The sequence below is a fragment of the Flavipsychrobacter sp. genome, assembly GCA_041392855.1.
Classification (GTDB): Bacteria; Bacteroidota; Bacteroidia; order Chitinophagales; family Chitinophagaceae; genus UBA5543.
Genome location: JAWKLD010000001.1, coordinates 1,282,093 through 1,297,616, shown reverse-complemented (window position 1 = coordinate 1,297,616; position 15,524 = coordinate 1,282,093). Strand labels below are relative to the sequence as shown.

13 protein-coding genes are annotated in these 15,524 nt (G+C 38.3%); 9 read left to right on the top strand and 4 right to left on the bottom strand.

The window, feature by feature from the left end; all coding sequences use genetic code 11:
* Positions 1–21: 21 nt before the first annotated feature.
* Positions 22–2,100 (bottom strand): methionine--tRNA ligase, encoded by a 2,079-nt coding sequence (metG, locus tag R2800_06120; protein ID MEZ5016611.1) that lies wholly within the window; start codon positions 2,098–2,100, stop codon positions 22–24.
* A gap of 126 nt (positions 2,101–2,226) precedes the next feature.
* On the opposite strand from metG, the gene trxA reads away from it, so the two are divergent.
* Positions 2,227–2,589, top strand: coding sequence for a thioredoxin (gene trxA, locus R2800_06115; protein ID MEZ5016610.1), 363 nt, complete (start codon positions 2,227–2,229; stop codon positions 2,587–2,589).
* Here trxA and R2800_06110 read toward each other — a convergent pair.
* Complete coding sequence (locus R2800_06110; GenBank protein MEZ5016609.1) at positions 2,586–6,026, bottom strand: T9SS type A sorting domain-containing protein; 3,441 nt, start codon at positions 6,024–6,026, stop codon at positions 2,586–2,588. The genes trxA and R2800_06110 overlap by 4 nt on opposite strands.
* A gap of 63 nt (positions 6,027–6,089) precedes the next feature.
* Here R2800_06110 and R2800_06105 point away from each other — a divergent pair, with 63 nt between their 5' ends.
* The 3 genes from R2800_06105 to R2800_06095 are packed head-to-tail and all read left to right on the top strand — an operon-like array spanning position 6,090 to position 8,784.
* Positions 6,090–6,665 carry a YdeI/OmpD-associated family protein gene (locus tag R2800_06105; protein MEZ5016608.1) on the top strand — a complete coding sequence of 192 codons (576 nt, stop codon included), beginning with the start codon at positions 6,090–6,092 and terminating at the stop codon, positions 6,663–6,665.
* Positions 6,666–6,711: 46 nt separating this feature from the next.
* A complete protein-coding gene (locus R2800_06100) occupies positions 6,712–7,884 on the top strand; it encodes an AIR synthase-related protein (GenBank protein ID MEZ5016607.1) in 1,173 nt (390 codons plus the stop codon).
* 54 nt (positions 7,885–7,938) lie between these two features.
* Complete coding sequence (locus R2800_06095) at positions 7,939–8,784, top strand: hypothetical protein (protein ID MEZ5016606.1); 846 nt, start codon at positions 7,939–7,941, stop codon at positions 8,782–8,784.
* A 79-nt stretch (positions 8,785–8,863) separates the two neighbouring features.
* Here R2800_06095 and R2800_06090 read toward each other — a convergent pair whose 3' ends face one another.
* A complete protein-coding gene (locus tag R2800_06090; GenBank protein MEZ5016605.1) occupies positions 8,864–9,427 on the bottom strand; it encodes a hypothetical protein in 564 nt (187 codons plus the stop codon).
* Positions 9,428–9,512: 85 nt separating this feature from the next.
* On the opposite strand from R2800_06090, the gene mtaB reads away from it, so the two are divergent.
* Together mtaB and R2800_06080 are read left to right on the top strand one after the other, a co-directional pair.
* A complete protein-coding gene (mtaB, locus tag R2800_06085; GenBank protein ID MEZ5016604.1) occupies positions 9,513–10,787 on the top strand; it encodes a tRNA (N(6)-L-threonylcarbamoyladenosine(37)-C(2))-methylthiotransferase MtaB in 1,275 nt (424 codons plus the stop codon).
* A gap of 128 nt (positions 10,788–10,915) precedes the next feature.
* Entirely contained in the window at positions 10,916–11,977 is a 1,062-nt protein-coding gene (locus tag R2800_06080) for a cytochrome c peroxidase (GenBank protein MEZ5016603.1), read from the top strand.
* A gap of 73 nt (positions 11,978–12,050) precedes the next feature.
* Here R2800_06080 and R2800_06075 read toward each other — a convergent pair whose 3' ends face one another.
* Positions 12,051–12,824 carry an MbnP family protein gene (locus R2800_06075; protein MEZ5016602.1) on the bottom strand — a complete coding sequence of 258 codons (774 nt, stop codon included), beginning with the start codon at positions 12,822–12,824 and terminating at the stop codon, positions 12,051–12,053.
* A 178-nt stretch (positions 12,825–13,002) separates the two neighbouring features.
* Here R2800_06075 and R2800_06070 point away from each other — a divergent pair, with 178 nt between their 5' ends.
* The 3 genes from R2800_06070 to R2800_06060 are packed head-to-tail and all read left to right on the top strand — an operon-like array spanning position 13,003 to position 15,520.
* Positions 13,003–13,824, top strand: coding sequence for an NAD(P)-dependent oxidoreductase (locus tag R2800_06070; protein ID MEZ5016601.1), 822 nt, complete (start codon positions 13,003–13,005; stop codon positions 13,822–13,824).
* Positions 13,825–13,835: 11 nt separating this feature from the next.
* Entirely contained in the window at positions 13,836–14,732 is an 897-nt protein-coding gene (locus R2800_06065) for an ABC transporter ATP-binding protein (GenBank protein ID MEZ5016600.1), read from the top strand.
* Positions 14,729–15,520 carry an ABC transporter permease gene (locus R2800_06060; GenBank protein MEZ5016599.1) on the top strand — a complete coding sequence of 264 codons (792 nt, stop codon included), beginning with the start codon at positions 14,729–14,731 and terminating at the stop codon, positions 15,518–15,520. The genes R2800_06065 and R2800_06060 overlap by 4 nt, the downstream gene beginning before the upstream one ends.
* The last annotated feature ends 4 nt before the right edge of the window (positions 15,521–15,524 follow it).

Genomic DNA, 15,524 nt, shown 5'->3' with positions numbered 1-15,524 from the left:
TTGTGCGTATTGTAAAAATAACTAACGTACTTCACTTCCTGGGGCAGTACCTGTTATAGGTGATACAAAAATTAACTTTCCATCAGCATCCTCAGCCATCAAGATCATACCCTGACTCTCAATACCTCTCATCTTTCTCGGAGCAAGGTTAACAACTACAGTCACTTGTTTGCCAATAATATCTTCAGGCTCATAATGCATAGCAATACCCGAAACTACGGTTCTTTTCTCAAAACCAAGATCTACTTCTAGCTGGAGCAGTTTATCTGCTTTTTTTACTTTCTCGGCACTAATAATAGTTCCCGCACGTAGGTCTATCTTAGCAAAATCGTCAAAGACAATTTCAGGTTTTACCGGTTGATGTGCAGGTGCTTTTTCTTCTTCCACAGCAGGGGTAGTATTTTTTAAGTTAGCATGTAGCTTTTCAATTTGAGTAGCTATTTCAGCATCTTCTACTTTTTTGAAGAGTAGTTCTGGAGCCCTAAGTGCATAACCCACTTTTAGCAGATCTAGTTTGCCTGCATTTTCCCAGTCCAGCATTTTGTCTACTACCTTCATCATATGTAACATTTTCTTCACTGTATTAGGGAAGAATGGGTTACCCACAATGGCAAGGTTTGCGGTAAGCTGCAAGCATAGGTGTAAGCAGTTGTCGATCAGCTTTTGATTGTCAGGGTTTTCTCCAACTGTTTTTGCAAGTATCCATGGCTCTTTGTCTTGCATGTACTTATTACCCTTTCTTGCAAGGTCTATTACCTTGTATACAGCATCGCGGAACTTATAGTGCTCAATATCTTGTTCAATAGCTTTGCAGCCATTCTTAATGGCAGTCATCAATTCGTTATCAGCATCGTCTGCCACATCTTTATGGAAAGGAGGAACTTTACCACCACATAGTTTATGCATTAACACAAATGTGCGGTTGATGAAGTTGCCGAAGATAGAGACCAATTCATTGTTGTTTCTGTCCTGAAAATCCTTCCAGGTAAAGTCGTTGTCTTTATTTTCAGGTGCGTTGGCACAAAGCACATACCTCAAGGTGTCTTGTTGCTCAGGGAAGTCTTTCAAATATTCATGCACCCATACTGCCCAGTTGCGAGAGGTAGATACTTTATCACCTTCTATATTCAAGAACTCATTAGCAGGTACATTGTCAGGTAGTATATAACCACCATGAGCCTTTAGCATAGAAGGGAATATAATACAGTGGAAAACGATATTATCCTTTCCAATGAAATGTACCAGTTTTGTGTCCTCTTTTTGCCAGTAGTCTTGCCAGTTAGGGGTTAGCTCTTTGGTAGCGCTGATGTACCCAATAGGTGCATCAAACCATACGTAAAGTACTTTTCCATCCGCTCCTTCAAGCGGTACAGGAACACCCCAGTTGCTATCTCTTGTCATGGCACGTGGGTGCAGTCCACTATCTATCCAGCTTTTACATTGTCCGTACACGTTCGCCTTCCAGCTATCTTTTTTACCATCTACTATCCATTCTTTCAACCACTCTTCGTATTTATTCAACGGGAAGAACCAGTGTTTAGTTGGTCGTTTCTCCAATGGAGCATCACTTAGGGCACTACGAGGGTTTTTTAGTTGGTCGGGAGAAAGGGTAGAACCACATTTCTCACATTGGTCACCATAGGCATTTTCATTAGCGCAAATAGGACATGTACCAATGATATATCTGTCTGCTAAGAATACATTAGCATTGATGTCGTAGTATTGTTCACTTTCTTTTTCTTCAAATACACCTTTATCGTATAGGTTTTTAAAGAACTCTTGTGCTGTAGCCCTGTGTGTATCTGAAGAGGTACGGGAATAGATATCAAAAGAGATACCCATCTGTTCAAAGCTATCTTTTATCATGCTATGGTATCTGTCTACTACCTCCTGAGGGGTAATACCTTCACGCATAGCCCTTATGGTGATAGGTACACCATGCTCATCGCTACCACACACAAATTTTACATCTCTTTTTTGCGCACGCTGATAGCGTACATATATATCAGCAGGTAAAAAACAGCCCGCCAAATGACCTATATGTATGGGGCCGTTGGCATATGGTAATGCAGCTGTAATTAGTAAACGCTTATAATCCATTCTTTATTACTTAATTTCAGGCTGCAAGATAAGAAATGAGCAGCGTAGTAGCTTTATAAGATGCTGAGTTTGTTTGTAAGAAAAGGCCTGTTTTAACGTCTTTATAAACGAAAAGAAAGATTATATATGTTTTTTAAGAAGAAAGCGCCGAAGTTGAAGGCGAAAATGATAGATGGTAGCAACTTTCAAGAGGAAGTAATGAATAGTGATAAGATAGTATTTCTTGACTTTTGGGCACCTTGGTGTGGACCTTGTAGGGTTATAGGGCCTATTGTTGATGAATTGGCAGAAGAGAATAAAGACAACCCAATAATGATAGGTAAGGTAAATGTGGATGAAAACCCTCAAATATCAGCACAGTTTAGGGTACAGAGTATACCTACATTGGTGTTTATGCACAAGGGTAAGGTGATACAGCAAGTATCAGGCATGGTGCCAAAGCCCAACCTGCAGGAGTTTATCAATGAGTTGCTTCAAAAAGTAGCTTAGTCTGTTACTAAGAAGCTTGTTTTATAAGTGCTCACACTATTGGATAGCTTTAGTAAGTAGACGCCCTTAGGTAGTTTTTCTATGAAAATTTCCTCAGTTAGCCCACCGCTATTTACGGTTACAGGCTGCGTGTGTATCAATTGACCAACAGTATTGATAACCTGGAGTTGTAGTGGTTTCTTATGGTCAAGCTCTTTGTTCAGCTTTATCCTAAATGTACCCTTGTTAGGGTTAGGGAACAGGATGATATTCTTGTCCTCTAATTTGCTAATACTACCAATAGCTGTTGGTATACGGATAGTTATAGCATTGCTAAAAGTGTCACGAGGTGCAGAGCAAGTATCGTCACAGTGTAATAAGCAGGTTATAGACTCGTAGTCAAAAATGGTATTACTCGTAAAGCTACTGTTGGTGGCGCCTGTTATATCAATACCCATGCTTGTCCATTGGTAAGATGGGTTGTTACAATTGGTTGTAGTAGCTGTAAATGTAACAGCAGTACCTTGTGATATATTACTGTCCGGAGCAACACTAATATTGATACTAGGTCTTGTTACCATTGATGATGGTCTTATGTCTACAGTTACAGTGTCTTTATTGTTGGCACAGAAGCTATTTAGGTTTGATACAACAGCATAGGTTGTAGTCACAAGAGGACTGGCTATAGGGGTAGCTATGCTGGTATTACTCAAGCTGTTTGGTGTTCCTGATAATACCGTCCAATTATATAGCCCGCCTCCTGTTGCATTGAGCTTTACAGATTCGTTAGGACAAACCAATAGGTCGGGCCCTGCATTTGTTTTTGGCCACACTCTTATAGGTAGAAGTTTAGCATCGTAACGCAAAAGACCCGGAGGGCGGCAAGTAGAATCTACAATAGTAAACACAAGATTACTGATGCCTCCTGATTCTGCTGTTGGTGTCCAGCTAAAGGTGCCATTTATAAGATGGCTGCCTTGCCCTGAGTAAGTAATTGTTGCTCCTGGTGCAGCTGTAGATAGGTTGTCTGATATTGTTAAGAGCGTATTGGTATCTGTTGTGTAAATACTGAAACAAAAGGAAATGGATTGTCCAATACACAGGTCAAGAGGATTGTTTGCTGTAGGCATAGTGATGCCACAACCTACCGTGAAATTATTAGGTGCAGGTGCTTGTCCAGTAAAAGATTGTACTTGTATCTCTTTCATCACAGAGCCTATTAAAACCCCATTTCTATATTCATAGGTTCGTATAGCATAGGTGTTTCTTCCTGCTGTAGTAGAGGTAAAGCTTGTTAGGCCTGTAGTTGGGTTTAATGCAAAATTGGTTGTACCTGTTTGGAATGGATTGGATGGTATGCTTATTGCAGGTGACATGCTTTGATAGGTTACAGCTACAGGAGTATCGCTACAATTGGTTACACCAGTTAGCGGATGTATTATTTCTGTTACCAAAGAGTCTCCATCTACATCTATTGCACCTGCATTGTAGGTAGTCGTGGTATTAGTAAAGGTATAAGGTATAGAGCCTACACTGTAGTAAGGAGAAGAATTATTGTTAGAAATATTATTGTTGAATGTAGCTTCTAAATAAAATGGAGTAACTGTTGGCGAGAGTATGTTTTTGCTGTTTGCATTTCTCCCTGCCAAATAGGTAGAGGCCCTCCAAGAGTTACATTTTGAAGGTAGCGTTACGATTTTGTAGTACCAATGAACCTTATAGCCTGGTACCGTAGCGCCCATACTATCGCAGGTTGTTTTTGTACCACAGCTTAGGTTGCCTCCAGAGTGAGGTGTATTGCCTCCCGTGCTACCTTGCCATTGAGGCATTAGGTAGGAGAGCGTAATGTTGTTGCAAGTATCTCTCAGGCAAATAGGAATGCTGTCTGGAGCAGAGCCACTAGTGCAGTCTTGGTATAGTTTTACAAAGAAACGATAAGTAGAATCTGCCAAGTGTTCGTAAATCATTTCTCCACCTGCCGTACCAATATGTGGTGGGCGCACAGTAACTGTAACGGTGTCTTTGCTATTATTGCAAAAATTGGATACACCTGATGATACAACATATGATGTAGTGGTGGTAGGTGTAGCTATAGGGTTAGCAATATTGGTGTTGTTTAAGCTATTGGCTGTGCCAGATAATACCGCCCAAGTATAGTTTCCTCCACCTGTTACGCCTAAAAGTGCTCTTTCGCCAGCGTTAATAATAGTATCAGAACTAGCTTTCACAGCAGGCCATACATAAAAAGGGATAACATGTCCGTATGTTGAAATAATTCCAGGGGAAGAGCAGCTAGAATCAATCACCGTAAAAATAAAAAATTGATATCCAACATCAGATGTTGTAGGTGTCCAACTAAATTCAACATGAACAGAGTCGCTATTTTGCCTCGTATAGGTAATGTTTGCATTAGGTAGTGTAGTATTATGATTATCTGTTAGCCTAAATACAGAACCTAGTGTGCTCGTCACCAAGTCGAAACAAAAAGACAATTGTTGTCCAATACATGCATTTGTCCCATTTGATACTAGGTTGGGTCTAGTTTGGCCACATTTATACTTTAGTACAGGTTGTTGAAAGTTAGATGGCGGTTGAAAAGTTTGTATTTGAGCCTCTTTCATTATGGAGCCTATAAGTACCCCATTTCTGTATTCACTAGTGCGTATCGCATAACTATTCCCTCCTGTATCAGTTGAAGTAAAGGAGTGAAGGCCCGTAAAAGGGTTTAATGAGAAATTATTAGACCCTGTTTGAAAAGGGTTGTTAGGTATGTTAATTGCAGGTGTATCAATTGTATAAGTCACATTTGTAGGTGTACTACATGAACTTGTGCTAGTTAGTGGGTGTATAATTTCTGTTACAATGGAGTCTCCATCAGCATCTTTTGCTTCATAGTTTATGGTGAAATTTCTGTTCCTATAAACAGCTTGTAAAGACCTTTTGCTGTAGTAAGGTGAAGAGTTGTTGAGCGCTATTGTATTGTTGAAATACAATTCAATATAAAGCCCTGTGTTCGTTGGAGTATCTATGTTATTAGTTGCTGGGTTTCTACCTGCAACAAGTGTAGATATCTTCCATTGGCAACGTATTGGAAGTGTTTCTATTGTAGCATACCAAAAGGTTTTATAACCTTGTATTGTTGAGGTGATACTATTACAGTTGGTGGTAACGTTAGGGCATCTATTAGTAGATGCTGTGCTTGGTGGCGTACCTGTATATTTAGTCATAGTACGTGTAAAACGGCTATTGGTACAAGTGTTATAAAAGCATAGAGGTATTGTTGTCGGCTCGGCACCATTACCACAGGCTTGGTCTAGTGCAAAAAAGAATCTATAGGTAGAATCTCCTAGCCACTCGTAAATGATCTCACCACCTGCGGCTCCTGCAGCGCTAGATTTTTGAGGGGTTATACATGCAATTGTTAAAAGTAGGGCTATTGTCAGGTGTTTTAATTGCATAGAGGGTATATTTAGTATAAATATAGACTTGATTAACTGGAAATTAGTTGGTTGTAGATAATTATGAAGCCTAAGTTTTTTAAAAAGCCTTCCGACTTTGGGAAATGGCTCGCACAAAATCATGATAAAAAAGAAGAACTCATAGTAGGGTACTATAAAGTAGCCACGGGCAAACCGAGTATGACATGGTCTGACTCTGTAGACGAAGCGCTATGCTATGGGTGGATAGATGGTATCAGACGAAAGCATGATGAAGAGAGTTATACTATCAGGTTCACGCCGCGTAGACCTAAAAGTATATGGAGTGCAGTAAACCTTGCCAAAGTAGAGCAGTTGATAAAGGAGAAGCGTATGCAACCTACAGGTCTTGCCATATACAAGAATAGGTCGGATAATAAAATGAATGGCTACTCTTTTGAACAAAAGAAAGAAGATATAAAGCTCCCTAAAGAATTTGAGTCTTTATTGAAAAAGAATAAAAAGGCATGGACGTTTTTCCAGTCTCAAGCACCATATTATCAAAAAACGGCTACTTGGTGGGTTATAAGCGCTAAAAGGGAGGAAACAAGACAGAAAAGGCTTGGAGAATTAATAAAAGACTCTGAAATGGGGCTAAGGGTAAAGCCTTTAAGGAGGTAGGGGATATTCCTTTTTACTTTTTACCTTTGCGCTCTATACAATTACTATGTCTGATAATAATAGATACAACCAAAGAGGTGTTTCCGCTCAAAAGGAAGATGTACATAAAGCTGTAGCAAAGTTAGATAAGGGGCTGTTCCCCAATGCGTTTTGTAAAATATATCCTGATTTTTGGGGTGGAGATGACGCTTTTTGCAATTTGATGCATGCTGATGGGGCCGGTACAAAATCGATATTAGCCTATATGTACTGGAAAGAGACGGGTGATATGAGTGTATGGCAGGGTATTGCTATTGACTCAATAGTGATGAATATTGATGACATGCTTTGTGTAGGGGCAACAGGTCCCTTTACCTATTCTTCAACAATAGGTAGAAATAAGCATCTTATTCCGGGTGAGGTTATATCAGCATTGATCAATGGTACACAAGCATATTTTGACAGGCTTCGTGACTATGATATAGACATTAAGTTTTTAGGTGGTGAAACTGCAGATGTAGGTGATGTGGTAAGAACTGTGATAGTAGACGGGACTATGGCTTGCCGTATGCGTAGGGATAAGCTGGTGACCACTGAAAAAATGCAAGCTGGTGATGTGTTAGTATCCTTGGCCAGCTACGGGCAGGCTACTTATGAAGATGAGTATAATAGTGGAATGGGTAGCAACGGACTGACCAGTGCAAGACATGAAATGCTACATAAAGAGTATGCTACAAAATATCCTGAAAGTGTAGATCCTAATTTGCCTGATGAGGTAGTTTATAACGGTAATTACAAGCTTACGGACTCTACAGAGACCACTCTTGATGTTGGTAAGATGATATTGTCACCAACACGTACTTATGCACCTGTAATACTAAAAGTTCTTGCTGAGCATTTTGATAAGATACATGGTATAATACACTGTAGTGGTGGTGGGCAAAGTAAATGTCTACATTACCTTCCAAAAGCTTTAAGAGTTGTCAAAGACAATTTATTACCTATTCCTCCGTTGTTTAGGATGATCCAAGAATCTGCAGGAACAGATTGGAAGGAGATGTACCAGGTGTTTAACATGGGGCAGCGCTTAGAGATATTTACGGACAGAGAAACTGCTGAAAGTATCATTGAAATATCAAAAGGGTTTAATATAGATGCCCAGATATCAGGATACGTTGAAGAGGCAGAACAAAAAGAAGTAGTTATTAAAAGCGAGCACGGTACATTTACTTACAATTAATGTAAGTAGCAGGTTTTTGGCATAAAATATGCTAAACAACAATAAAAGAACCTTATGTATTTAAAGACAACCTTATTTGCCAGCATCTTACTGATGCTTTCTTCTGCTGCATTTGCTCAAGACAAAATTTTTAAAAGAGATGGCTCTGTTATAGAAGCCAAAGTGTTAGAAGTGGGTGTAAAAACCGTTTCTTACAAAAGAATAGATAATGAAGATGGGCCTAGGTACACGATAGCAAAATCTGCTCTTGAGAGAATAGAATTCGAAAACGGTACTAATGAGTTTTTTGACGAAAGAAGTAGAGTAAGGCATAGCCCTAAGGTAGATAACTCAAAATATGGGAATAATATACTTGCCTTCTTTCCTATGCTAGTAAACAATGGAGGAGTAGGTCTTGGTTTAAGTTATGAGAGGCTGCTAGGTAAAGAAAGTATCATTTCATTCTATATGCCTGTTTCTGCTACTATAAGATCAGAATATGGTAATTACTATAATAATGGAAATACAATAGTACAAGGTAATCCAGATTCTTATTCTTACTTTGTTATGCCCGGTATAAAAATATATCCTACTGGTGCTAAAGGTAAAGTGAGATATGGAATAGGGCCCGCTGTTGCTTTGAATTACGGTAATAATGCAGATAATTTACAACCGCTGTACGGGGCTAATGGAACTATTACATATAATTACAGTAGGAGAGATTATTTCTCAGCAGGCGCTGTCATCAATAACTCATTAAATATAAGTCCAACAAAACGCCTATATCTCGGGTTGGAACTAGCCTTAGGTTTTATTTTTTATGAGGACTATGGTGGAAGTAGCTATACCTACAGTTTTGAACCATATGACTTAGATGAGCCAATAGCTCAGTTTGGTTTTAAGATAGGTTACAGGTTTTAATTTATAGTTATAGTTATTGCAAACAGAAAAGGTACTCTATAGAGTACCTTTTCTGTTATTATTAAGACTTATGTACTTACTACTGTAATAGGCTAGCCTTCATTGTCAACGTAGTATTCAATTCAACTCTTGTTTCTTTAGCAGGTATTTCAACAAAGTGCGCGTATACACGATAGTACATAGAATCTAGAATGAAATACTCTTTCAAATTGATGTTCGTAACATCCAGATCTACTTTTTGAATACCTTTTGCAATATTGTTTTTATAAGCTATAAGTTGTTCGTTTGTACCACTTGCGCTTGACGATACATATAGTTGTATCGTATCTACATAGTTGAAATTGCTATTCAAAGGGTTGGTAATAGTCATATTCAACTTTGAAAGCAGCACGTCTGTTATCAGGTTAGTAGCGGTTTTATATTTTTCAATATGCTCTTTAGAGTTGGTAGCAATACCAAATCTTGGTAGAGATTCTGATGCGCCGCCTTGAGGTAGTTGTGTTTGTTGGCTAGGTAGCCCCGGCACATCAATAAATTCCTTATAATCAAAGTCTTGAGAGAAGCTGGTTAGTTCTTTTAGCTTATCACAGCTAGCAAAAAATACAGAAGTTGTGATGAATGATATTAGTAAGATTTTTTTCATTTAATGGTTTTTTGACATATAAAAGTACACTTATTAGTAGTTTCTAACAAGAAAGTATTGCTAAATGCATTAATTTTGCGCACTTATGCAGAAAACACAGTCTGTTGCATTTCATACACTTGGGTGTAAGCTGAACTATTCAGAAACTTCAACTTTAAGTAGACAGTTGGAGAATGAAGGCTTTTTGAAGAAAGACTTCTCTGACATAGCAGATGTTTATGTGATAAATACTTGCTCAGTAACAGACAATGCAGATAAAGAATGCAGGCAGATAGTAAGACGTATACAAAGAAAAGCTCCTGATGCTACTGTAGTGATAACAGGGTGCTATGCACAGCTAAAGCCTGAGGAAATAGCATCAATAGAGGGGGTAGATCTGGTTTTGGGTGCAGCTGAAAAGTTCAATCTGCCACAACACCTAAAGGAATTAACGAAGGGTGATAGTGCCAAAATATGTTCTTGCGATATAGATGATGTTGAAGGGTTTAATAGTTCATATTCCATAAGTGATAGAACACGTACTTTTCTTAAAGTACAAGATGGGTGCGATTATAACTGTAGTTTCTGTACAATACCTCTTGCCCGTGGTCATAGTCGTAGCGATAGTATACAAGGCGTTGTAGATAATGTAAAAGAGCTGGCGAGTACAGGTACAAAAGAGATCGTTCTAACAGGTATTAACTTAGGAGACTTTGGAAAAGGAAACGAAGGAGGGAAAAGAAAGGAAGAGAATTTTTACGACCTGATACAAGAGCTGGATAAAATTGAAGGCATTGATAGATATAGGATATCTTCCATAGAGCCCAATCTGCTCACCAATGAGATCATTGAATTTGTTGCGAGCTCTCAAAAATTTATGCCTCACTTCCATATACCATTGCAGAGTGGTAGTGATAAGATCTTGGGATTAATGAGGCGTAGGTATAGAAGAGATCTGTATGTAGATAGGGTGAAAAGAATAAAAGAGTTAATGCCTGATTGCTGCATAGGTGTGGACGTTATAGTTGGCTTTCCTTCAGAGACAGACGAGGACTTTAAAGAAACATTTGACTTCTTACACGAGCTAGAGGTTTCTTATTTCCATGTGTTCACCTATTCAGAGCGTGCTAACACACTGGCAGATGAGATGGAGGGTGTAGTGCCTAAAAATGTTAGACAGGAACGTAATAAAGCATTAAGAAATCTCTCCTATCAGAAAATGCAATATTTCACAGCCCAGCACAATGGGCAAAAGCGTACTGTATTATTTGAGCATGCTAATAAAAATGGCATGATGGAAGGATATACGGATAACTACATAAAAGTACAGACACCACATAGAAAAGAGTGGGAGAATCAAATAGTAGAGTGGCAACTTTAACACACTGTCAGCACTTTTTTCTGTAACTTTTGTTACTCAACTTTTAAAGGATTATTTTTAAGTTACTATGTAAGACTATGTACATATACGACGTATGTGCAAGCATGTAATTACATAAAAGTACTACTATGTTCAAAGCATTAAATAAGAGAGTAGCTTCTATTGCTTTCTTTCTATTAGTTATGGTGTATTTGTCTTGTAATAAAGATAAAGACCCTGATCCCGATCCAGGTAATGGTTTGCTGGGTTTGGTAGAGATGACGCCTTTTAAGATCCCGGTTAATTTGGGTTATGATATTCCTAAGATACCTGACGACAACGTTATGTATCTGGAAAGAGTGTTGTTAGGAAAAGAACTCTTCTTCGATACTCGCCTGTCTAACAATAATGAATCTTGTCATACCTGTCACAAACCAGAGTATGGTTTTTCTGTAGACGGGGTTTCTACTTTTGATAAAGGTTTGACTTCATTGCCTCTGGTGAATTTGGCGTGGTATGAGAACTTCATGTGGAGTGGTCGTATCGTAGGTACTCTTGAAGATGTTATGATGTCGGAGTTAAACAATAGGTTTAATACAGATATAAACAAAATACGTGCTGTAGAAGATTACCGCAAGAAGTTTAGTATGTATTATGGCATTAGCGAAATAACCAAGCAGGATGTAGCTAAGGCATTAGCACAGTATATGAGAGCTTTGGTTTCTTCAGATACTAAGTATGATAGATATTTGAGAGGGTTTGAGGCATTGACTGCTGAGGAAGAGGCTGGGCGTAACCTATTTTTTACAGAAAGAGCAGATTGTTTTCATTGTCATGTAGCATCTGTTTTGACGGATAATATGCTTCATAATAATGGGCTGGATAGTGTGTACACCAAAGAAATAGACAAAGGTTATTATAATGTAACAGGTGACCCTAAAGACCTAGGTAAGTTTAGAACACCTAATCTGAGAAATGTAGCTTTGAGAACTGATTATATGCACGATGGTCGCTTCAAAACATTGGAAGAAGTGGTTAATTTTTATGATCATCAAGTACATTTAGTAAGTAATGTAGATCCTATTATGACAAAGCCGGGTAAGGAAAGTGGCTTAAAGCTAGCAGAAATAGAAAAGCAACAATTAATAGCTTTCTTAAAGACCTTTACAGATTACACAATGATCAACGATACGCTTTTTAAAGCACCGTAAATTTTATTAGCATAAAATATAAAAGCCCGATAGTTATATACTATCGGGCTTTTAATTATTGTTTGTAAAACGATTACTCTACACTTTTTAGATAGATGCCATTGTAAAAGTCTGTTGCCATTTGTTTGGCTACTGCACTTTCTGAATGTATGATGTATACTTTGCTTAAACCTTCAGAAGAGTGCCAAAGTTTTGCAGGGTTAGCTTTTAGTGTTACTGTTTTGGTTTGGCCACTGCTTACAGTCAGTTTACTGTTAGACATATCGGCTGTTTTAGTAGTAACAACGTTATAGTCGCCTTTAAAACCTCCAAAATGTAGTTGATAGTTGCCATTAGGCGAGTTAGGAGACTTGCCCTCTGCTTTCATCATGATGTAGCCAGTGTTCCAATCCCAGAACATGCCGTTTGAAAATGATAAGGCACCTGTGTGTGCTCCCGATACATTCATAAGGCTATCTACTCCCATAGTGTATTCCATGGCTACATAATTACCATTAGGTATGTCAATTACCATAATGTATTTGTCAGCTGCATCAGTACAGCTATTACAAATGAGGTGGTAACTGTCTGGTTGTGCCCACCAGCTGCCGTCAGCTCTTTGAAGTTTTATATTCGATACATAGAACTTAAGTGTTGTAAAGGTCATAGTATCTCCTGTCTTAGGATGTACATATTCTTTTTCAAGTTGAAAAGGAGCTTCATTGGCAGCCCATACATATTCAAACTGTAGTTTCATGCTTCCTTTCCCTAGGTCTTGAGGTGTTGGGTTGTCATCTTTTCGGCAAGAGTAAACGGTGGCAAACACAAGAGCTAGAGCTAAAAATGATATTCTTTTTAATGTGCTCATAACGGTGTAATTAAGTGGTTAACTAATAGTTGTAATTTATTGAATTACACTATTTTCTACTGTAACAATGGTTACAGTATTCACGGCATTTTTGTTAAAAATAGTCACTATTTCAAGGGCGGGATAAATTTATGGATAATAGCTGTAACTTTTAATCATATTTAAACGATATAGAGATATGTACTACAAAGGCAAAACCGTTTTTATTACTGGTGCTAGTAGAGGTATTGGCAGGGCAATAGCTTTGCGCTTAGCTAAGGATGGCGCTAATATTGTAATAGTAGCAAAATCAGTGAAGGAAGATAATAGGCTGGGAGGTACGATACATAGCGTGGCAGAAGAAGTGGAATCGGTAGGAGGAAATGCACTGGCATTGCAATGTGATATAAGAGATGAAGAGCAAATAGTAAAAGCTATTGAGCAGGCAGTGTCAAAATTTGGTGGTATAGATGCAGTAGTGAATAATGCTTCAGCTATATCGTTAAGCTCAACTGACGATACGCCATCAAAACGTTTTGACCTAATGCATGATATTAACGTTAGAGGAACTTATTTGGTAACAAAGCATTGTATACCTCATTTAAAGAAGTCTGATAATGCCCATATACTCACATTATCCCCTCCGTTAAATATGAACCCTAAGTGGCTGTTGCCATCTGTAGCATATACAATGAGTAAGTATAATATGAGTATGATGGCTTTGGGATGGGCATTAGAATATAAAAAAGCGGCTATAGCGTCTAATGCGATATGGCCTGTCACCACTATTGCTACAGCAGCTGTACAGAATCTACTAGGTGGAGATATGTTGATGAATAGAAGTAGAAAGCCTGAGATAGTTGCAGATGCAGTGCATTACATACTACAGCAACCAGCAAGCGAATATACAGGGCAAACACTGTTGGATGAGGACGTTCTGAAAGCTGCAGGCATAACTGATTTGGAACAATATGCTGTAAAGCCTGGTAGCCCTTTACAAAAGGATTTATTTTTAGATTAAACGAATATAATTTGGAAACAATATTATCCATTAATGGAATATCAAAAAGATACGGACCGATACAGGCATTAAAAAACGTGTCTTTTGAGGTGCCTAAAGGTTCTGTATTTGGTGTGCTAGGGCCTAATGGTAGCGGAAAAACAACACTGTTGGGCATATTGCTAAATGTACTCAATGCTCATGCCGGCACTTATAGTTGGATAGGAGGCATGAATAACAATGCTGCAAGAAAGAGTATTGGTTCTCTCTTAGAAACCCCCAACTTTTATCACTACATGACTGCTTGGGATAACTTAAAAATATCAGCCTCTATAAAAGGGCGAGGGTATGACGATAGGGAGCGTGTGCTAAAACAGGTGGGATTGTATGAACGCAGGAATAGCAAATTCCAAACTTTCTCATTAGGTATGAAGCAACGATTGGCAATTGGTGCAGCATTGCTAGGAGATCCTGATATCTTAGTTTTTGATGAACCGACAAATGGTTTAGACCCTGCTGGTATAGCGGAGATAAGAGATCTGATCACAGAATTGAATAAAAAGGGAAAGACCATTATCATGGCAAGCCACTTGCTCGATGAAGTAGAAAAAGTATGTACACATGTTGCTATACTAAAGAAGGGAGACCTACTGCTAAGTGGTAAAGTGGATGAGGTGTTGGTGAATGAGGATCAAATAGAAGTAGGTGCCCAAGATTTGGATCTACTTGAAAAGGTTGTAAGCACACTAAATGGTGTGCATAGCATGAAGCGAATGAATGGCTATTTGCTGCTCGGGTTTGATGAAAATATTACTCCCCAAAACATCAATGAATATTGTATGGAGCATGGGGTGATATTATCGCGTTTGAACATGAAGCAAAAAAGCTTGGAAACAAAATTTATGGAACTGACTAAAGAAAAACAATGATAAAGTTATTATCTATAGAGTGGCTCAAAGTAAAGAAGTATAGAACCTTTTGGATCTTAATAGGTTTCTTTATCGTTCTGCTTCCGTTATGGAATCTTGGTATTACTGATGGTTTCCTAAAGTTTGGAGGTAAAAATGATATTAATATTTTAGATCAAGCATATACATTCGAGCATGTATGGGCTAATCTAGGCTTTTGGGCAAGTATATTCGTCATTTTTATTTCTATCCTTACCATAATTATTACTACCAATGAGTACTCCTTTCGTACAAGTAGGCAAAATGTAATAGATGGGTTGAGTAAGTTGGACTTTTTCCATGCAAAATGGTTCATGGTATTGTTATTTACCTTCTTTACTGGCTTGTATGTATTTATTGTTGGTGTTTATTTTGGTGCTACAAAAGGAAGTATCAGCGATTTCCCTGGAGAAATAAAGCAGTTAGGATATTTGGTGTTGCTGGCACTCAATTATTATTCTTTCGCCTTATTGATAGCATTCTTGTTTAAGAGAAGTGGTATTGCAATCGGTATGTTCATACTTTATACACTAGTGCTAGAGTCAATGATAAAAGGTATAGTCAACTGGGGGTATGATACAGAAATAGGAAATTATTTACCGCTACAAGCAAGCGATGAATTACTGCCGTTCCCGCTAATGAAAGCAGTAAAGGATATGGCTGGTATGGGTGGTGAGTTTAATGCAACTCCATATTTGATCATGTCCCTTGTTTGGATTCTTAGCTATTATATAATAGGTAGGTTGAAAATACTCCGTAGTGATTGGTAGATTT